At 60.9% G+C, this 19,480-nt stretch carries 17 protein-coding genes; 9 read left to right on the forward strand and 8 right to left on the reverse strand.

Features of this window, described 5'->3' with window-relative positions:
- The first annotated feature begins 6 nt into the window (after positions 1-6).
- The 7 genes from ACEN9A_RS18510 to ACEN9A_RS18540 all read left to right on the forward strand — a co-directional run bounded on the left by ACEN9A_RS18510 (position 7) and on the right by ACEN9A_RS18540 (position 7,707).
- A complete protein-coding gene (locus ACEN9A_RS18510; protein WP_258669302.1) occupies positions 7-1,008 on the forward strand; it encodes a polysaccharide deacetylase family protein in 1,002 nt (333 codons plus the stop codon).
- Positions 1,005-2,309 carry an oligosaccharide flippase family protein gene (locus ACEN9A_RS18515; protein ID WP_064618743.1) on the forward strand — a complete coding sequence of 435 codons (1,305 nt, stop codon included), beginning with the start codon at positions 1,005-1,007 and terminating at the stop codon, positions 2,307-2,309. The genes ACEN9A_RS18510 and ACEN9A_RS18515 overlap by 4 nt, the downstream gene beginning before the upstream one ends.
- Positions 2,306-4,225 carry a hypothetical protein gene (locus ACEN9A_RS18520; protein ID WP_258669304.1) on the forward strand — a complete coding sequence of 640 codons (1,920 nt, stop codon included), beginning with the start codon at positions 2,306-2,308 and terminating at the stop codon, positions 4,223-4,225. The genes ACEN9A_RS18515 and ACEN9A_RS18520 overlap by 4 nt, the downstream gene beginning before the upstream one ends.
- 31 nt (positions 4,226-4,256) lie before the next feature.
- Positions 4,257-5,480, forward strand: coding sequence for a GNAT family N-acetyltransferase (locus ACEN9A_RS18525; protein WP_258669306.1), 1,224 nt, complete (start codon positions 4,257-4,259; stop codon positions 5,478-5,480).
- Positions 5,452-6,264: a ChbG/HpnK family deacetylase gene (locus tag ACEN9A_RS18530; RefSeq protein WP_019648509.1), complete on the forward strand. Its 813-nt coding sequence runs from the start codon at positions 5,452-5,454 to the stop codon at positions 6,262-6,264. Before ACEN9A_RS18525 ends, ACEN9A_RS18530 begins: the two co-directional genes overlap by 29 nt.
- 57 nt (positions 6,265-6,321) lie before the next feature.
- A complete protein-coding gene (locus ACEN9A_RS18535; RefSeq protein ID WP_258669309.1) occupies positions 6,322-7,011 on the forward strand; it encodes an N-acetyltransferase in 690 nt (229 codons plus the stop codon).
- 387 nt (positions 7,012-7,398) lie between these two features.
- Positions 7,399-7,707 carry an addiction module antidote protein gene (locus ACEN9A_RS18540; protein WP_019648507.1) on the forward strand — a complete coding sequence of 103 codons (309 nt, stop codon included), beginning with the start codon at positions 7,399-7,401 and terminating at the stop codon, positions 7,705-7,707.
- A 14-nt stretch (positions 7,708-7,721) separates the two neighbouring features.
- Here the strand turns inward: ACEN9A_RS18540 and ACEN9A_RS18545 are convergent, their stop codons facing one another.
- Both ACEN9A_RS18545 and ACEN9A_RS18550 read right to left on the reverse strand, forming a co-directional pair.
- Positions 7,722-8,534, reverse strand: coding sequence for a class I SAM-dependent methyltransferase (locus ACEN9A_RS18545; protein WP_258669310.1), 813 nt, complete (start codon positions 8,532-8,534; stop codon positions 7,722-7,724).
- A gap of 114 nt (positions 8,535-8,648) precedes the next feature.
- Positions 8,649-9,530, reverse strand: coding sequence for a LysR family transcriptional regulator (locus tag ACEN9A_RS18550; protein WP_258669313.1), 882 nt, complete (start codon positions 9,528-9,530; stop codon positions 8,649-8,651).
- A gap of 160 nt (positions 9,531-9,690) precedes the next feature.
- On the opposite strand from ACEN9A_RS18550, the gene ACEN9A_RS18555 reads away from it, so the two are divergent.
- The gene (locus ACEN9A_RS18555; protein WP_019648504.1) at positions 9,691-10,707 is read left to right on the forward strand and encodes an alpha/beta hydrolase; all 1,017 of its coding nucleotides are present in this window, start codon (positions 9,691-9,693) and stop codon (positions 10,705-10,707) included.
- Between the two features lie 63 nt (positions 10,708-10,770).
- The gene (locus ACEN9A_RS18560; RefSeq protein ID WP_258669315.1) at positions 10,771-12,198 is read left to right on the forward strand and encodes a mechanosensitive ion channel family protein; all 1,428 of its coding nucleotides are present in this window, start codon (positions 10,771-10,773) and stop codon (positions 12,196-12,198) included.
- Positions 12,199-12,262: 64 nt separating this feature from the next.
- Here the strand turns inward: ACEN9A_RS18560 and ycaC are convergent, their stop codons facing one another.
- From ycaC to ACEN9A_RS18590, 6 genes are all read right to left on the reverse strand, one after another.
- Positions 12,263-12,889 carry an isochorismate family cysteine hydrolase YcaC gene (ycaC, locus tag ACEN9A_RS18565; protein WP_028941293.1) on the reverse strand — a complete coding sequence of 209 codons (627 nt, stop codon included), beginning with the start codon at positions 12,887-12,889 and terminating at the stop codon, positions 12,263-12,265.
- A 67-nt stretch (positions 12,890-12,956) separates the two neighbouring features.
- Entirely contained in the window at positions 12,957-14,795 is a 1,839-nt protein-coding gene (locus tag ACEN9A_RS18570) for an amidohydrolase (protein WP_258669318.1), read from the reverse strand.
- Between the two features lie 45 nt (positions 14,796-14,840).
- Positions 14,841-15,467: an antibiotic biosynthesis monooxygenase gene (locus ACEN9A_RS18575; protein ID WP_018925556.1), complete on the reverse strand. Its 627-nt coding sequence runs from the start codon at positions 15,465-15,467 to the stop codon at positions 14,841-14,843.
- Entirely contained in the window at positions 15,460-15,876 is a 417-nt protein-coding gene (locus tag ACEN9A_RS18580) for a DoxX family protein (protein WP_064618759.1), read from the reverse strand. Before ACEN9A_RS18580 ends, ACEN9A_RS18575 begins: the two co-directional genes overlap by 8 nt.
- Positions 15,877-16,122: 246 nt before the next feature.
- A complete protein-coding gene (locus ACEN9A_RS18585) occupies positions 16,123-16,491 on the reverse strand; it encodes a DUF6124 family protein (RefSeq protein WP_258669320.1) in 369 nt (122 codons plus the stop codon).
- 387 nt (positions 16,492-16,878) lie between these two features.
- Positions 16,879-19,383, reverse strand: a complete 2,505-nt coding sequence (locus ACEN9A_RS18590; protein ID WP_413387337.1) for a hypothetical protein — start codon at positions 19,381-19,383, stop codon at positions 16,879-16,881.
- Positions 19,384-19,480 lie beyond the last annotated feature (97 nt).

Here is a 19,480-nt window from a genome sequence, read left to right on the forward strand (position 1 = left end):
CGCGTCATGGCGATCAGACAATTATTAAAACGCACCAGTGGCTGGCTCTATCTCAACTCGCCGGTAGGCCGCCACCAACTGCACGGTGCCGGGGTGATCCTGATGCTGCACCGGGTGCTGCCCAATGACCGCGCCGCCGACCTGCCTCATCGAAATGAACTGTGCGTGGGGCCGAAGGCCTTTGCCCATCTGCTGCTCTGGTTGAAAAAACACTTCGACTGCGTGCCGCTGATGGAAATTCTGCAACCCGGCACCGCCATGTCGGAGCGCCCCAAAGTCGCACTGACCTTCGACGATGGCTGGCGCGACAACGCGCTGAATGCCTTTCCGTTGTTGAAAAGGTATCAGATGCCGGCGAGTATTTTTCTCTCCACCGATTTCATCGGCAGCCGGCAACGCTTCTGGTGGGAAAGCCTGGGGGAAACCCTGTGGCACAGCCACGGTGAAAAAGCCCGGACGCACTTGATTGAATGCCTGCGACAGATCGGGCGACCGTTACCGGTGCTGCTCGATGATCTGGATGTGCAGCGCCGTAGCCTGGCGCTTTTGCATTTTCTGCAAAGCCTGAAAAACCTGCCGCCGGGCGAACTGAACCGGCTCACCAATCAATGCCCTGAAGAGTCGTTGCCCCAGGCCCTGGACTGGCATCAAGTGCGCGCGCTGGAAGCCAGCGGGTTGATCCGCTTTGGCCCTCACGGCGCCAGCCACACGATCCTCACCGAGCTTGACGATCAACACCTGGATGAAGAATTGAGCCGCAGCCGCAATGCACTGTTGAACGGCTGCAACCGGCCGCTGCCGGTCTATTGCTACCCCAATGGCGACCACGATGCGCGGGTGCGCGAGCATGTGGCCGACCACGACTTTGCGTTTGCCCTGGGCACCGCCAGCGGGATTTACCGTGGCGTCGACGATCCATTGGCCTTACCACGGATCGGCATCAGCCAGCGCACGGCACGCAACCCGGAGTTGCTGTCGTGGCGCATCTACCGCGGAGCCCGGCCATGAGTCGCAGCCACTACCTCAAACACCTGGCCCTGAGCATGGGCACCAAACTGGCGATGATCGGCCTGCGCCTGCTGCGTAACGTGTTGCTGGCGCGGATTCTGGGGCCCAGCGAGCGCGGCCTGTTTGCGCTGCTCAGTACCCTGCCCGATTTGATCAGCGCCGCCACCAGCGGCGGGCTGAATTCGGCGGTGGGTTATCAGGCGGCCAAGCAACGGCCCATGGGTTTGCTGCTGAGTCAGGTGCTGGTATTCGGTTGCCTGCTGGCGGGTTTGCTGACGTTGCTGGTGGTGGCGCTGACCCGCGAGTTCGGCAGCGAACTCGATATCACCACACAACTGGGATTGCTCGCCTGGCTGTTGCTGCTGGCGGTGCCGTTGACCGTGCTCAAGAGCGGCCTGCTGACCTTGCACAACGCGTCGGGCGGTGTGGTGGCGTTCAATGCCTTGCGGCTGGTGGAATCGCTGGCGCCACTGCTGCTGTTTATCGCCTTGTTCTGGATGTGGAAAGACGCCGCACTGGAAGCGGCGCTGATCAGTTGGCTGGCCGGCATCAGCCTGGTGGTGCTGGCCGGCTGGGTCTGGCTCAACCGTGCGCAACCCTTGACGTTGCAATGGGACCGCGCCAGCCAGAAAGAACTGTTGCGCTACAGCGCTCGTAGCCATCCCGATTTGTTGTTCCAGCAAGTCATTCTGCGCTCCGATTACCTGTTCATCGGTGCCTTGCTCGGCAGTACGGCATTGGGTCATTACGCCATGGCCAGCGCTGCCGCCGAGTTGCTGCTGATCGTCCCGGAAGCGGTGACCACACCCCTGATGAAACGCCTGCTGCAACAGGACGAAGGCATGGAGCGCCTGACGCCGTTGGCCTTGCGCCTGACCGCCACGGTGATGCTCGGTGCCTGCCTGACCATGGCCGTGATCGGGCAATGGCTGATCGTCACCCTGTTCGGCATTGCCTATCAACCGGCCTACCCAGCCTTGCTGGCGCTGCTGCCGGGGCTGCTCGGTCTTTGCTACGCGAGCATCCTGCGCCTGGACTTGCTGGGCAAGAATCGCCCCGGCACGGTTTCGCTGCTGGTGGGCCTCGGCGCGCTGCTGAACCTGGCCCTGAACCTGTTGCTGATCCCGCTGTATGGCATCGTCGGTGCCGCGGCGGCATCGTCCATCGCCTACCTGGCGGTGACCGTCGCGCTGCTGGTGATGTACTGCCGGTTGAGCGGCGTCCCCTTCTGGCAAACCCTGATCATCCTGCCCAGTGATGTGGCACCGATGCTTCAGATACTGCAACGGAAATCAGCATGAAACCCCTGGTGCTGCTGTTGAGCCTGGGCCTTGGTTTGAGCGCTCAGGCGGCGCCCATGCGCTGGACCGACATTCGCGACGGCAGCCTGTACCTGCAAGCGGATCGCCCCGACACGTTGACCATCCAGTGGGTCCCGGCGTGGCAGGCCGATGCCAACGAAGAACACCTGTACCTGCTCGACGGCAACGGCAACCTGAAGGGCGATCGCCTGATCGCCGCCAATGAAACACGCGGCAAGCAGAGCTGGCCGCTGGCGCCGGGTGCCGCCAGCTATCGACTGGAAATTCCGGGCTACAGCTTCCGCCGCTACACCGTCGAACACGACGAACGCACCGTGGCATTGTTCGCCCCGGCCAAGGTGCATTTCAGCGCCGAAACCCGTGGCGGCGATGAGCTGTATTTCAAAGTCGCACCGGGGGAACACGCGGTGCTGGCCGGCAAATTTCACGGTGGCGTCAGCACTCTGCTGGCCCAACGTGTGGGTGATAACAAACAAGTGTCGCTGATGCTCAAGCCCTATCGCGCCTATTGGCAATTCGATCAGCTCGAACTGCCCGTCACCCAGGACGAACAAGTCTGGCGCCTGCGCCTGCAAGGCAGCGGCAAGGTCGCGTTCTGGCTCGATGGCACGGCAAACCTGTTCGCCCAGAACCCGCAGCAACTCAAGCCGCTGCGCGAGGACGCTGGCCAGGCCCGGCTGACCCTGCATAAAGAGACGCTCGGCCCGACCCCGAACCTGGGCATTTATTTGCCCTACGTGCTGCCGCCGCAATCCAGTTTCGCGGCGCTCGACGCCCTCAAGCCTCAGGCGGGCTCCTATTACAGTTTCGTCGACGTCACGGCGCAAAATCCGCACCACGAAGATGCGTTCCGCCAGCTCTATCAGAACCGCTTCGGCATCACACAGGACATCACGCTGTTGGCCGGCAGCCAGCGTCAGGCCGATCTGCGCGCCGACACCACGAGCAACGCCGGCCTCGACGCCTGGCTCACCGCCACCCGCGCCCTCGGTGGCGGCGGCACTCACTACATCGCGTTCGCCGACGAGCCGAACCTCAACTACTCGAGCTACGCCAACTACCAGGCGATCTTCAACAGCATGGCCAAGCAAGTGCGCAATGACCCGGCCAACGCCAAGGCCGGCATACGTATTGCCATGCCCGCCAGTTCGCGCTTCGTCAACGGCCCGTTCACCGACGATGCCGCCGACAAGCGCGGTATCGACTGGGCGCGGCGCCTGCTGGCCGAGTCCGGCGAGCAGATCGACGCCCTCGCCTGGCATGAATGGATGGTTCGCGACCTGCTGGCGACCCGGGTCTACCGCGACAGCGTGCGCCGCGCTGCCGAACTGGTGGGCCTCGATGCCAAGGGCCGGCCACGCAAGGCCTTGCTGCTGGACCAGACCAACCTGTCCAGCGGCTCAAGCCTGAGCCCCTACGATCAGGAAACCCATTTCGCTTCGCTGTGGTGGGCCTCGGTGGTCATCAACTCGGCGCAGGACGGCTTGCTGGACATGCTCAACTGGTTCCAGGCCGCCGACGAACCGAACTACCCCAAAGGCATGGTGCGGGTGCTGGCCGGCGATCGTTTCGAGCTCAAACCGGTGGGATTGGCTCAACAATTCATCCGGCAGCACTGGCTGAAAAACGTCATGCGCCTGGACAACGACGCCTTCGAAGTCGACGTGCTGGCGATGGCCACCGAACACCAACGCAGCCTGTTGGGCGTCAATAAGGGCGCGCGCTTGCAGCGTGTCGATCTAGCCGGGGCGACCTGCCCGCTGACCAAGGGAGCGCTGGTGTATTTCGGTGCCGACAGCCGCAGTCGCGAAGGCAAATTCAACTGTCAGGACGGTCGCGTCAGCTTCGACCTGCCAGGGCAAACCCTGTTCGCCCTGAGCTGGAGCGCCTCATGAACGTCCATGAGTTATGCGGCGGTCTGAATCTATGATGGCTCGATTCGAATGGCGCACGTCGTTGTGCGCTCCGGACTTTCCAACAGCCGCTTATGAGGGGTTGCGCTGGCGCATGACGGACCACACGCCGTTCAACACCCTCGCCTGGCTGCGCGCATCGGAACAGGCACTGGTTGCCGGGGAGCGCTTGCACGTTCTGCTCGGCTGGCACGGCGATGAATTGGCCTTGTGCCTGCCGTTGGTGGTGTCCGTGGAGCGCTTTGGCGGGTTACCGTTTCGAGTCCTGCATCACCTCGGCTATCCCCTCACCGATCGCTTGGCCCTGCTCAGTTGCCTCGATGCCGAGAGCATGCGCAAGGCGCTGGTGATCATCCGCCGTCGCGTGCCCCACGCGATGCTGCAACTCAATGAATTGTCCGAACCCATCGGCGAGGAAAGTGCGCTGACCACCTGGATGACCCACAGCTCGACTGGCGAACGCCGCCTCAGTTGTCGGGTGCCGGTGCACCTGATCAGCGACGCCGACCACCAGGAGGTATCCGGCGACCCGCGCTACAAACTGCGCCGTGCGCGTAAACGCATCGCGGCCTGCGGTGCCGAGGTCCGGCGGATAACCCCCGACGCCGCCACCATCAGGCCACTGTTGCGGACCCTCGGCAAAGTCGAAGCACTGAGCTGGAAAGGCCTTCAAGGCGTGGGAATTTTCACCAATGACCGCTACCGGCAATGGATCGAGCAAGCGTTCACCGCCCTCGCCGAACTGGGACTGGTGCGAGTGGTGGTGCTGGAACTGGACGGGCGCTGCATCAGCTACCGTATCGGCTTGCTGGAACAGGGCCGGTTGTACGATTACAACCTGGCGTTCTTGCCGCAATACGCCGGCCTGGGCAGCGGTCGCGTGCTGCTCGAAGAGTGGATCCGCTGGGGGCTGGACGACAACTGGCACTGGGTCGACGCCTCGCGGATCAGCCTGGAAAACTCCAGCCATCAACTCCTGGAACGCATGACCGGGCAACTGGAGCACTGGCGCTGGAGTTTCTACTCCTGGCGCCCCAGCGGCCTCACCCTGGGGTTGGCGCTGCGACTCTGGCACCGCATCAAACCCTGGTTAAAAAAATGGCAAGCCAGGCGTGCAGCGGCGCTGGTTACTCCTACGCTTACACCTATACAGGCTCCTATTGTCGCGAAAGACGCTGCACCCACCGAACAAGAAAGAGAGGGCAGCCATGCCTCGCCAAGTCATAGTCAACGCTGACGATTTCGGCCTCAGCCCGAGCGAAAACGCGGTGATACTGGGGGCCTTCCACGCCGGGGTCATCAGTTCCGCGACCGCCATGGCCAACATGCCGGCCTTCGAAGCGGCCTGCGTCCTGGCCCGGCAGCCATTGCTCAAGGGGCGGATCGGGCTGCACTTCAACCTCACGTATGGCCGGCCGTTGAGTCTGTCGATTCTCACACGTTCGACGTTCTGCGACAGCCAGGGTGAGTTCGACCTCAGCCTGCCCCGCCACAGCCTCTGGCTCAACCGCCTGGATCGCGACGCAGTGCTGGAGGAACTCGAAGCCCAATGGCAACGCTGCCTGGACAACGGCCTGCACCCCAGCCACCTCGATTCCCATCAGCATGTGCACAACATCTGGCCCATCGGAGAAATCGTCGCGCGGTTTGCCGCCCGCCAAGGGGTGCCCGTGCGACTGGCACGCGATCTGGGCAGTAATTTGAGTGTGCCCAAGCGAGTGTTCAAGACGTTGCTCAACCATCGCTTGAACAGCCTGTCCGGAGCGACCGCCCAGAACGTCTGCACCCCGGTCGACCTGCGCACCGTGGCAATGCCAATCGACGGCCTGCTGGAAATCGTCGTCCATCCGATCCATATCGGCGCCGACTTTGGCGATGCCTATCTGGACCCGGGCGAGTCGCTGAGCCTTGTGCTGGAACAGCGTCTTGCGGGTGTTCCAAGGGTGTCCTATGCCGTTGTGCCGAGGGCGTCCAAAGAGGAGCCGCACTACCCGACCGAACTGCACCCGTTGAAATCCTGATTTTTCGCCATCGAAAACGTTACCCACCACACCCGGGCTTCGGCCTCGGAGGACTTCATGAGCGCCATCGACAAGATTCGCGAACGCATCAAACAAAAAGGCCTGCTCCACACGCTCCAGTCGCTCTGGAAGCGCTATGTGTACTTCCATCGAGAGTTGCTGTGGCTGGGACGTGATCTGGTGACCCCGGTGGCGCCGCAAAATCTACGGCCCTATTCGGGCTTGCGCCTGGTGAACATCACCCCGGAAAACGCCACCGCGTTCACCAAGTATTACGGTAACCGCGTCAAGGCCATGGCCGAAATCGCCGCCGAGGGTCACACCGGACACATGTACGTGAACGAGGAAGGTGATGCCATAGGATTCATCTGGGGCAGCGCCAGGGACTACTTCGACCGGCACTATTACGGCTGCTGGTTCCGGATCAACCCCGGTGAGTTTTTCGAGTTCGGCGGTGAAATGATCCCGCTCTACTTTGGCACCAGCCTGTCGATGGACGCCCAGTTCAAGCTCTGGGACGCGATGCGGGCCAAAGGCTGCAACAAGATCGTCGACGTCTGCGACACCCGCAACATCCAGGCGATGAAAATGCACATCCGCATGGACTACCAGGAGCAAGGGCGCATCACCCACGTCTACGACCTGTTCGGTCGCTGGCGCTTCTTCCGCGAAACCTACTACAGCGGCTCGCGGCTGACGGCACTGCGCAAACCGGAACAGCAGCCGGTGACGGCGGCGCAGGCGTGATTGGCTTCCGCTCCCACATTTGGCCGCATCTCCCTGTGGGAGCGGGCTTGCCCTAATGCCAGTCAGTTAAACAATTTCAGCCGCGACGCACTCCTTGTAGCAGCTGGCGAAGCCTGCGTTCGGCTGCGCAGCAGTCGTAAAACCAGAGATTGTGGTGCATCAGGCTGACCGCGTTAGTCCGACTCACGACTGCTGAGCAGCCGAACGCAGGCTTCGCCAGCTGCTACAGATTGCATTACGGCTTAACTGACTGACATTAGAGCTTTCCCGCGATGGGGTCAGTTGCCTACACAGTTCAGGGAAAAATACACCCATCACAAAAGAACCAACTGACTCCTCATGCCTGCGCTAACAGATACATTCGCACAGGAATGAGGAGCCAGAAGCATGAATCAAAAATTAACAAACTTCGACATGGCGGCACTGCTCGACAATGACGAAGCCATCAGCGAATACCTCTCTCAGGTATTGGCAGACGGCGACAACGAAGAGTTTCTTCGTGCTATCGGCTACGTGGTAAAGGCCCGCGGCATGACACAAATTGCCAAAGATTCCGGAATGGGGCGCGAAAGCCTGTACAAGGCCTTCGCACCCGGGGCGAAACCACGTTTTGATACGGTTCTAAAGGTCATTCATGCCTTGGGCATTGATCTCTGCGCGCAACCAGGGCACGCGGCAAATCACTCAACGCTCTGAAAATACCCCTGGCACTACGTCGCTCGCTTCACCGCCACCAACGTGTAACACAACGGCAACTGCGCCTTTTGCTGCTGATACTTGTCGTAGAGTTCTTCGCGATTGGAATGCGGGTACTCCTTGAAATGGCAGATCTGCAACCCCGCTTCGACGGCACCGGTGAAGATGGCGCCCAGGGTGTGGACGAACCAGTAGGACGCCGAGGCCTGCTGTTCGACTTTGCCTTCGTAGACGATCGGTTGGTCCTGGACGAAAGGCTCACTGCGAAAATACGAGCTGTCCGGGCGATAGGGATCGGCTGACTCGGGGTCGAACATTTCCAGGAACGGGTGGGTTTCGTAAACCACCAGGCTGCCGCCGGGCTTGAGGGTTTGCGCGACATGGCGCATGAACTCGCCGATGTCCGGCATCCAGTTCAATACGCCGATGGTGATCAGCGCCACGTCGAAGCGTTGGTGCAGCTCTGTCGGCAGGTGATGGATATCAGCCTCGATGAATTCGGGCTGATGAGGCGAACGGGATGCCAGCTCCCGGGCCTGATCGAGAAAGGCCCCGGACTGGTCGACGCCCACTACGCTGCGGGCCCCCAGCGCAAACAGTGAAAGGCTTTCCCGGCCATTGTTGCAGCCCAGTTGCACCACATCCTTGCCGTCGACACCGACCTGTTGGAGCAACCCGGTGAGGGTGTCATCCAGGCAGGAAAAATCGCCATGGCCCACGGCACTCAAACGGGTCTGCCACTCGGGGGTGTCCTTGTGGTGTTGGGCGGAGTCATTCCATGCATCGCGATTGCTGGCGATGGCTTTTTCTTTTGTCGGCATTTCCATTGCACGCTCCAGATTCCGGGCCTTTGATTGACCGGCACGAGTCTAGATCAGCGTCAGGAAAATCCACATCAGGGGTTTGTTGCGATCTTGTAATCAACGATGGCGTGCACCCTCCTATTGGTTCAACCGCTCACGCAAGAACTCGATCAACACCTGCACCGGCCGCGAGGCCTGACGGTGCTGCGGGTAGACCGCCGACAAAGTCAGCGGCTCGGGGCGGAAATCATCCAGTACCGGCACCAGCCGGCCGTCTTCCAGGGCCGAATCGACGATGAAGGTCGGCAAGTACGTGATGCCCATGCCGGCGATGGCCGCGTCCTTGAGCAGTTCACCGTTGTTGACCCGCATCCGCCCGGTGACATTGACGGTCAGCGGTTTGCCCCGCCCTTCGAACCGCCATTGCACCTGGCGACCGTGGCCGTAGGGCAGGCAATCGTGGCTGTGCAAATCCTCGGGTTTGAGCGGCGTGCCACGTTCGGCCAGATACGCCGGGCTAGCGCAGTACACCCGCTCGATGACGGCGATGCGACGGGCGATCAGCGTCGAGTCTTCCAGCACGCCGATGCGCAAGGCCAAATCGTATCCCTCGCCGAGCAAGTCCACCGGCCGATCGCTCAGGTCAACCTCCACGGTGACATCGCGATAACGTTGCAAAAATACCGGCAGCAAACAGCCCAAATGCGCCACGGCAAACGACAACGGTGCACTCAGGCGAATGGTCCCGCGAGGCTCGATGGTCTGGCCGGCGATGCCCTGCTCCACTTGCTCGACTTCACTGAGCAGGCGCAGGGCCGATTCGTAATAACTCTGCCCCAGCGGGGTGACGTCCAGCCGCCGGGTTGAGCGGTTGAGCAGGCGCACGCCGAGGCGCTCTTCGAGTTGCATCAGCCGGCGGCTGACGAACTGCTTGGACAGGCCCAACTGATCGGCCGCCGCGGTGAAGCTGCCGGAGTCCATGACCTGGCAAAAAATACGCATGTCTTCGAACGGGTTCATTGTCACTCTCTGGTTGACAGTTAATCGCTTTATAGCCGCTTTTTCACTTTCCGGCATCTCATTAATCTGTGTTCACGGTGTTGCTGAGGCCTGAACCCCAGCGCCACAGCAGCCCGATCCCAAGGCATAAAAACTCAAACGATTTAAAAAGGATTTGCACATGAACATCAAGAAAACCCTCGCCACTTCCGTTCTCGCCCTGTCCATCGGCAACGCATTCGCCGCCGGCAGCCCCGGTGTCGAACACAACACCCAGGCCTTCCTCGATGCCCTCGCCGCCGGCGGTGGCAAACCGCTGGAACAACTGAGCCCGAAAGACGCCCGCGCGGTGCTGACCGGTGCCCAGGCTTCGGTGAAGGTTGATCTGTCGGGTGTTGAAGTCAGCGACAAGGCGATCAAGGTCGACGGCCAGACCATCAACCTGAAAGTGGTGCGTCCGGCCAAGGTCAAGGGCGAGTTGCCGGTGTTCATGTTCTTCCACGGTGGCGGCTGGGTATTGGGCGACTTCCCGACTCACCAGCGCCTGATCCGTGACCTGGTAGTGGGCTCCGGCGCAGTCGCGGTATACGTCGACTACACGCCGTCGCCGGAAGCGCAATATCCGACCGCCATCAACCAGGCCTACACCGCGACCAAATGGGTAGCCGAGCATGGCAAAGAGATCGGTGTCGATGGCAAGCGACTGGCGGTGGCCGGCAACAGCGTCGGCGGCAACATGGCGGCGGTCGTGGCGCTGATGGCCAAGGAACAGAAAACCCCTGCCCTGCGCTTCCAGCTGTTGATGTGGCCGGTGACCAACGCGCAGTTCGACGACGGTTCGTACCAGCAATTCGCCGAGGGGCACTTCCTCACCAAAGGGATGATGCAGTGGTTCTGGGACAACTACACCACCAACCCGGCCGAGCGTGCGCAGATTCATGCCTCGCCGCTCAACGCCAGCGCCGAACAACTCAAGGGCCTGCCTGCGGCACTGGTGCAGACCGCCGAATTCGACGTGCTGCGTGACGAAGGCGAAGGCTACGCCCGCCACCTCGATGCGGCCGGTGTGCCGGTGACCTCGGTGCGCTACAACGGGATGATTCATGACTTTGGCCTGCTCAATCCGCTGAACCGGATTCCGGAAGTCAAAGCGGCGGTACGTCAGGCTGCGGCTGAGCTCAAGACGCATCTGAACTAAGCCCAACCTCTCGCCACACCTCAGGGTGTGGCGAGTTTTTTTGTGCCCGCTGGAGTGCAATCCATGAGCCTTTTCTCTGCCCACCTGTTGCCTTGGAGCGCCCTGCTGCTGGTGCTCGACGCCCTGCTCTGGCACCTCGTCCCGTTCAAGCATCGCGCGCCAAAGGTCGGTGTGCGGCTGGTGCTGTTTCTGGCGTTCAGCGCGCTGATTATCAACGCTGGCGTCAGCCCGTTGCAGACACCGTTGGTTGCCGATGACCAGGTGGCGCAACTCGGTGCAACGGCGCTGGGGATTATCTGGTGGTTGTACGCCGCACGAGTGCTCACCGAGGTGTTCGGTCTGGTGCTGATGCGTCGCATAGGTCACAGCGGCCGTTTGCTGCAGGACGTGATCGGTGCGCTGGTGTTTCTGGCCTCTATCGTCGCGGCCGCCGGTTATGTGCTCGATCTGCCGGTCAAGGGTCTGCTGGCGACTTCCGGCGTGTTCGCCATCGTGGTCGGTCTGGCGTTGCAGAGTACGTTGGCTGACGTGTTCTCCGGCATTGTGCTCAACACCACCAAACCCTATCAGGTGGACGACTTTGTGGTGATCGATGGCGTCGAAGGCAAAGTGCTGGACATTAACTGGCGCGCCACGCACCTGTTGAGCAGCGCCGGCACGATGGCCGTGGTGCCGAACTCGGTGGCGGCCAAGGCCAAGATCGTCAACCTCAGCCGCCCGAACAACCTGCACGGGGTGTCGATCAGCATCAAGGTGGCGAACCACATCCGCCCACGCCGGGTGCTCGACGCCCTCGACCGCACGCTGCAAGGCAGCAGCAGTCTGTTGCTCTCGCCCGCGCCAAAAGCGGTGCTCAAAGAGGCTGGCGAAGAGATGTCCGAATACGTGGCCAGCGGGTTCATCGCCGAGCTGGGCAAAAAGAGCGACGTGCGCAATCAACTGTTCGACCTCGCCCATCGCCATCTGGAAGCGGCCGGCATCTCGCGGCACCCCGACGGCGTGATCGAACCCTCGACCCGCGCCCGCGCACTGCTCGATGAAGTGAAGATTTTCCGCTCGCTGAGCCATGAGGAACGCGACCGCCTCGCCGAATCGATGGTCGCGCAACAATACGCCGCCGGCGAGGTGGTGCTGGATCTGGCTGAAGTGCCGGACAGCCTGTTCGTGATCGCCACCGGCGTCGTCAGCGCCAGCGTGCCGGACGGCAATGGTTTCACCGAGGCCGGTCGCATGGGGCCGAGCGAAGTCATGGGCGAACAGAGCATCCTGGCCGATACACCGTCGCAGGCGACGTTCACCGCGCTGACATCTTCGATCATCTACCGTCTCGACAAGAACCTGACCCGCCAGTGCATGGAACAGCGCAGCGAAGTGGGCCGGGCGTTGAACAAGTTGCAGGCAGTGCGGCAGCAGAACAGTCGGCAGGCGTTGATGGCCAAACCGGTGCCGATCAGGAAAGGTGGGTTTCTGGGATGGTTGCAGAAGCGCTGATGCAGCGGACATTCGAGCAGCACAAAAAAATGCCCGCACATCGCGGGCATTTTTCTTCAACACCTTACTTGGCGGTGAACTTGGTGTAGCTGTTGATCAGGTTGCGGTAGTTCGGCAGACGCTGGGACAACAGGTTGGCCAGGCCTTCCATGTCGTTGCGCCAGTCGCCTTGCAGCTCGCAGGCCACGGCGAACCAGTTCAGCAGGTGTGCACCCGCCGCCGACATCCGCGCCCACGCCGCTTGTTGCACGGTGGTGTTGAAGGTACCGGAAGAGTCGGTTACCACGAATACTTCAAAGCCTTCGGCAATGGCCGACAGGGTCGGGAACGCTACGCACACGTCAGTCACCACACCCGCGATGATCAGTTGCTTGCGACCGGTGGCCTTGATGGCTTTGACGAAGTCTTCGTTGTCCCAGGCGTTGATCTGGCCTGGACGCTGAATGAACGGCGCGTCCGGGAATTGCTCGCGCAGTTCAGGCACGATCGGGCCGTTCGGGCCTGCGTCGAAACTGGTGGTGAGGATGGTCGGCAGGTTGAAGAACTTGGCGATGTCGCCCAGGGCCAGCACGTTGTTCTTGAATTCGTTGGGCGAGAAATCCTGCACCAGAGAGATCAGGCCGGTCTGGTGATCGACCAGCAGCACAACGGCGTCATCTTTGTTCAGACGTTTGTAAGGAACGTTGCTCATGTGAAACTCCTCGGAGGGTGGTGAGTGAAGCGTCGACCACACATGGTCGACGCTTTTGTTGCAAGACTCAGAACGCGAAGCAGGAACAGCCGAAGGCGCCCCAGAAACCGGCGAAGTCACTCACCGGCACGTTCGACATACGGGCCTTCTCATGGCTGTGGGTATGCACGGCGCACGGGCCGCTGCACTGGTGCACCTGCGCCTGCATTGGCGCGTTCGGCCGCCAGTGTCCCGGAACCTTCGCCACCGGCGACCAATCCGGCAGCACCGGCAGGCTGACAGGCCCGAGTTTTTCGAAGTCGCCGGCGGCGTACACCACCTTGCCGCCGACCACGGTCAATACCGACTCGATCCACTTGATCGCTTCTTCCTCGACGCTGAAGAAGTCCGCGCTCAGTGCTACCAGGTCCGCCAGTTGCCCGACCTTGATCTGGCCTTTCTTGCCTTGTTCCGACGAGAACCAGGCGCTGCCATGAGTGAACAGTTCCAGTGCAGTGGTGCGCGGCAAACCTTCCTCGTACAGCGCCAGACCACCGACGGTACGGCCGCTGACCATCCAGTACAGCGAGGTCCATGGATTGTAGCTGGACACTCGCGTGGCATCGGTGCCGGCGCCGACCGGTACACCCTCGGCCAGCATGCGCTTGATCGGTGGCGTAGCTTCGGCGGCCTGCTTGCCGTAGCGGTCGACAAAATATTCACCCTGGAACGCCATGCGGTCCTGGATCGCAATGCCACCGCCCAGCGCCCTTACCCGCTCGATGTTCTGTGGGGTGATGGTTTCAGCGTGGTCGAAGAACCATGGCAGGCCGTTGAACGGAATGTCGCGGTTGACCTTCTCGAACACGTCGAGCATGCGGCTGATGGATTCGTTGTAAGTAGCGTGCAAACGGAACGGCCAGCGCTGTTCCACCAGATGGCGGACCACCGGTTCCAGCTCCTGCTCCATGGTCTGCGGCAGGTCCGGACGCGGTTCGAGGAAGTCCTCGAAATCCGCCGCCGAGAACACCAGCATCTCGCCGGCGCCGTTGTGCCGCAGGAAGTCGTCGCCTTGGTGCAACTTGACGCTGCCAGTCCAGTTCTGGAAATCGGTCAGCTCTTCTTTCGGCTTCTGGGTGAACAGGTTGTAGGCGATACGCACGGTCAGTTGGTCATCTTTCGCCAACTGCTCGATCACCTGGTAATCGTCCGGGTAATTCTGGAAACCACCGCCGGCATCGATCGCGCTGGTCAGGCCGAGGCGGTTGAGCTCACGCATGAACTGGCGGGTCGAGTTGACCTGATATTCCAGCGGCAGCTTCGGCCCCTTGGCGAGGGTCGAGTACAGGATCATCGCGTTCGGCCTTGCGACCAGCATGCCGGTCGGATTGCCATTGGCATCACGCACGATTTCGCCACCCGGCGGGTTCGGCGTATCGCGGGTGTAACCGGCAACCCGCAATGCAGCGCGGTTGAGCAAGGCGCGGTCGTACAAATGCAGCACGAACACCGGGGTGTCTGGCGCCGCCTGGTTGAGCTCTTCCAGGGTCGGCATGCGCTTCTCGGCAAACTGGAATTCGTTCCAGCCACCGACTACCCGTACCCATTGCGGCGTCGGTGTGCGGTCGGCTTGCTCCTTGAGCATGCGCAACGCATCAGCCAGGGACGGCACGCCTTCCCAGCGCAGTTCGAGGTTGTAGTTCAAACCGCCACGGATCAGGTGCAGGTGCGAGTCGTTGAGGCCAGGGATGACACAGCGGCCCTTGAGGTCGATCACCTGGGTGCCCGAGCCGCGCAGGGCCATGGCTTCGGCGTCGGTGCCGACCGCGACGAAGCGGCCGCCCTTGATCGCTACGGCGCTGGCGAGGGGCTTTTCGCGGTCTACGGTATGAAATTGACCATTGAACAGAATCAGATCGGCGTTCATCGCAGTTCCTTCGTCATCAGTGAAATGAAGCAAAAAAGCGCCGGCTCAGCGCGGCGAATTTGCGTTGGATTCGAGGTGCTCCCGCGGCTGACTGGCCGTCAGCCACGGCGCAAACAAGCGAGTCGCAGCCGGCATGCACACGTACACCACCGACACCACGATGGTCAGGGTGATCAGGAACGTGGCGACCAGGTAGTTGGAGAGAAAAGCGTTGAGTTTGAGCAGTGGCCCCCAGAGCAGCGGCACCAGCAAGGTGTGCGGCAGAATTACCAGCAACGACACCACGGCCTGCTTCCAGCGCGGTGGCGGCGAAGCAGCATCGGCCAGCGGCGCAAACCAGAATTCGTTGACCGGGTTGACCTCGGTCTGGTCGCCGTCGGCCAGCATCGGCGCGGCTTCATCGATCAACGACTGACGTTGCGGCGAATCGAGCCAGTGCTGCATGGCCTCGGTGGAGCAAAAGCGCAGCACGCAGGTGAACATGTCCAGGCCAGCGTTCTTGCCGCGGATCACGTCCACGCCCAGATGCCCTTCCGTGCGCCCCGCTACGCTGACGATGTTGCGCAGCCAGGCTTCATAGGCTGCTTCGAAACCGGCCTTGACCCGGTGCTTGACGATCAGCGTCACGATCTCATCGGACCCCGGCGCTTTTTGAGTTTGGGCTTCAGACATAACGGAGCACTCCGGGCAAACGAACATTGAGCGCCAGCCGTCCAGGCCCGGCGATAAACACAGAGGTGAAGATGATCAACAACAGCCAGCCGAATTGCCCTTCGGCCACACTCCATTGCGGGTGCACGACCAGCAGCGCCACCAGCAGCACAAACAGAATAGGCAAGCACGCCAGACGCGCCAGAACACCAGCGACAATCAGCAGCGGGCACAGCACTTCGGCGAAAATCGCCAGGCTGAGGGTAAGGTGGGCACCGAGGTGGAACGGGTCTTCGATCAGTTGCAGCTGCGCACTGAAGTCCAGCAGCTTGGGCAAGCCGTGAACCCACAGCAGAAACAGACCACCGCTGACCCGCAGAAACAGCAGCCCGACATCCCGCGCCTGTTCATCCCGTTGCGAAGCGTTCATGACTCACCCCTGTTCAATCATTGGATTGAATAGTGCCGCCAAGGGGTAGGGAAAAATTGAATGTACGTGCTCTCTTTGTACCGCGGGAATTGTGGCGAGGGAGCTTGCTCCCGCTGGGCTGCGAAGCGGCCCCAAAACCATTCGACCCAATTGCATCAGGTAGACCGCATGTACAGGGTTTACGACTGCTGCGCAGCCGAGCGGGAGCAAGCTCCCTCGCCACAGGGGTCAGCGTTTGACCTCAGGTCATAGGGCCGGGTTGGCCTTCAGCTCCAGACTGTCCAGCGCCCGATTCACCGCCAACTCGCCGAACATGATGAGCTGCGCGACGCCCAGTATCGTATTGCGCTGCGGCCCCTCCAGAAACCCGGCACAGTCACTGGCGATCACCTTGGCCGAGGCAAAGGACTCGCAGGCATTGGTCAGTAGCTCTTCGATGTTGATGTTGGGAGCGACGGTGTAAATCGTGCTCGGTTTGCGCGGGGGCTTGGGATCGGACGGCTTGAGGTAGTGATCGAGGGCGCGTTCGGCGGCTTCGTGGAGTTTTTTGGGATCGAGGGGATCGTAGGGGGAAACGTCGTCGGTTTCTGGCGGGTTAGGTGTGGCTTTGAACATGGAGAATCTCCGTTATACCTGATGGAACCACCAGTACCTGTCGCTAAACAAGTAAGGGTGGCGGCTGTACGCAGGTTAGCGAACCGAGAGGTATAAGACCCGGCAGACCCGAGGGTCTCCCGCGCACAGCCACCATATCGAAACTGCAGACATGGAATGCCTGCAATATGACGGAGCGCTGTTGCGCTTATACCTGTTCAGGTCGCTAAACCCGATCGCTGATTGGCAGCGATACGGAAACGATAAAGACCAGGCCCAAAGCGCACAAGCCGGCGGATTCTGGCGCAGTCGTAGGCAACGGCGCAAGGATCTGTAGCTTTCATCAAGTAACGATAAACGCCGTTAAACACAACACGCTGAACGCCAAAACCTCCCGCCAGCTCTTCTTCAAGGAATGGCCCGAATGGTGTACTGACGTGCGGCGAAGACCACCGCCGTCGCCGGATTCGGGACCTGATCCATATTGACCCTGAAGTGAATGGACAACGTGCTGCCTTCCGCCAGATCCTTCAAATAGCTGAACAAAACGGTAACGCTGTAGCGGCCGTTCAACACCCAACTTCGATGCACTGCGAAGTTGAGGCCCGTCCACATGGTGAGATTGTGGCTGCCCCCGCTGGCGTTCTGGCCCTCCAAATCCAGCCAGATCGGCTGACCGGAGGCAATAAGCGGCCAAATACCAAACAGGAGAGTTGCCCCAAGTTGCACATCGGCCAGATTCAGCACCGTCGTACCGTTCGCCTGGGTGATCACCGGAGGGTCGAACCGGTCTGCCGGAATAGTCCCGATGTTCAGGACAAGCGGCCGTGAAACCACCGGTGGTGCTGTTCCGCGATCATATTCGAAGCTCACCGTCACCCGTTTGCCCAAGCTGAACGCCAACAGCGTAACGGGCAGCTGGATTATCCTGGGTCGGATGGTAGTGCCGGCCTGAACGGTATTGGTGATGTGTGAGCCCGCCGCGGGTGTTCCTGGCGCAGCCGTCCAGATAACCCTGATCCTGTCATTGGCCTGCATGTTGTAATCCAGGACAGCCGTCAGCCTCGTCAAGGCCGCAAGAGGATCCAGATTGCCGTTATCGGGCGCCTCTGCAATCGTCAACTCCAGGTTTAGCAGCACGACGTCGATCGTCCACGGCGTGGAGCCCCCACCGCCGCCATTCAAGGGCCGGGCGGTGAATACGTGCAGGCCGCCCGTCAACGCAGATACCGCAAGCTCCCAGACACCGGAAACTGCCGTGATCATGCCTATGACGGTCTGCCCGTCCAGTATCTCCAGTGGTTGGCCGGCCATTGCGCTGCCGCTGATCGTCACCTGGGTGGAGTTGGTGGGTCCACCATTGGTTATGTCATCGCCGGCAGAGTCTTTCACCGCCAGGATCATCGGATCCGGCGGTATCGGTCCGCCCGTTTTGACGGTGTACTGTTTCGCTGGAAACTTCACTGCTGAACTTTTGCTCAGGCTTTTGTCCAGTGCCACCCTGAGTTGCACTGTCAGTGCGCTGCCATCCATGAGCAGGTTTAGCGGGGTGGTTGAAAAGATCTGCGAAAAGAAATCGTGGGTGACAAACAACTGGTCGACGGGGGGGTGAGGGGCAATCACGTACTCGACATTGAAAACGCCGCCATCGGCCAATGTTCCAATCAGGCTTACCCAGAAATACTGGCCGACGGCGATCAGCGGCCAACCCTCTATGAACAGGGTGAACGCCGAGATAGAGCTCACGTCCAGCTCGTTGCCATGGCCATTGCCCAATGCTTCCCTGATGATCGGCTGGGGCAATGCGTTCTGCGCGAGAGGCAGCACGTTCAACATCAGCGGCAGCGAACTCACGGCGGGAGCGTTGCCGACCATCAGGTCAAAGATGACCGTCACCGTTTGGCCCAGGTTAAAGGCGACCACCGAATTGCGCAGCGACACGTCTTTAGTACCGGTAGCACCGGCATCGACATAAGCGGTGACGACTGAACCCTCTGGCGAAGTGCCCGGCGCACCTATCCAGCGCACACGGACCCTGGCGCCCGTTATTACGGGAAAGGAGAGACGAGCCGTGAGGTTGTATCGGGCCGCCAGCGGGTCCAGATGAGGGTTACCTTTGGCTTCCACGATAGAGGGAGCCAACAGTCGCGTTTGGGCATCGTTATTGATGGTGTAGTGACGCGGCGCAAACTTCAGTGCTGCATTCTTGTTCAGTTTTTTATCCAGCGCGGCCCTGAAATCCAGTGTCAACGTGCTGCCATGCTTGAGCCTCTTGAGCGGCAACGCCGAAAACGTCTCGGCATGAAAACCGGACTGCAGAAATGCCTGAGTAACTACGCTGTTGGGCGCTATCCAGTATTCAATGTAAAAAGCGCTGCCGTCGTCGTTGATGCCACTCAGGCTCATCCAGAAATACTGCCCGTCCGTTATCAGCGGCCAGCCATTGATGCGCAGGGTGAAATTCGTCAAGAACACCACGTCCAGCACGCTGCCTATGCCATTGTTGGCCGCTTGGGTGATCAGCGGGATGGGCAGAGCGCTCTGCGCAAGCGGCACAATGGTGACCGTCAGCGGCAATGAGGTCGCGATCGGTGTGGTGCCGTTCATGACGACATAAGTCACCGTCACCACGCTGTTCAAGCTATAGGCCACTATCCAGTTGGGCAGCGGGACTTTCCATGGCGCAGTGCCGCCGACCGGAAAGAAGACGGTCGTGAATGAGGCCTCGCTCGGCGCTCCCGGCGCAGCCTCCCAGATCACTTGCAAGCTCTCCCCAGGCTTCATGCGGTAGTTGATGACAACCGTCAGGTTATTGCGGACCAACACTGGGTCAAGTGGCGGGTTACCCGGGTTTTGCTCGAGTTCAGGGTCTGGCAGAGAGTTGGTGAGCGCTGCGGCAACTGGGCTATTCATCATTCGCTCCCTGTGCATGATTGAGGTCGCCCCATGGGCACTGACTCATCACACACCGGTTGGCGACATCGCGCTACTATCAGAAATTACAGGTCAG

The sequence above is a fragment of the Pseudomonas sp. Pseusp18 genome (assembly GCF_059506005.1).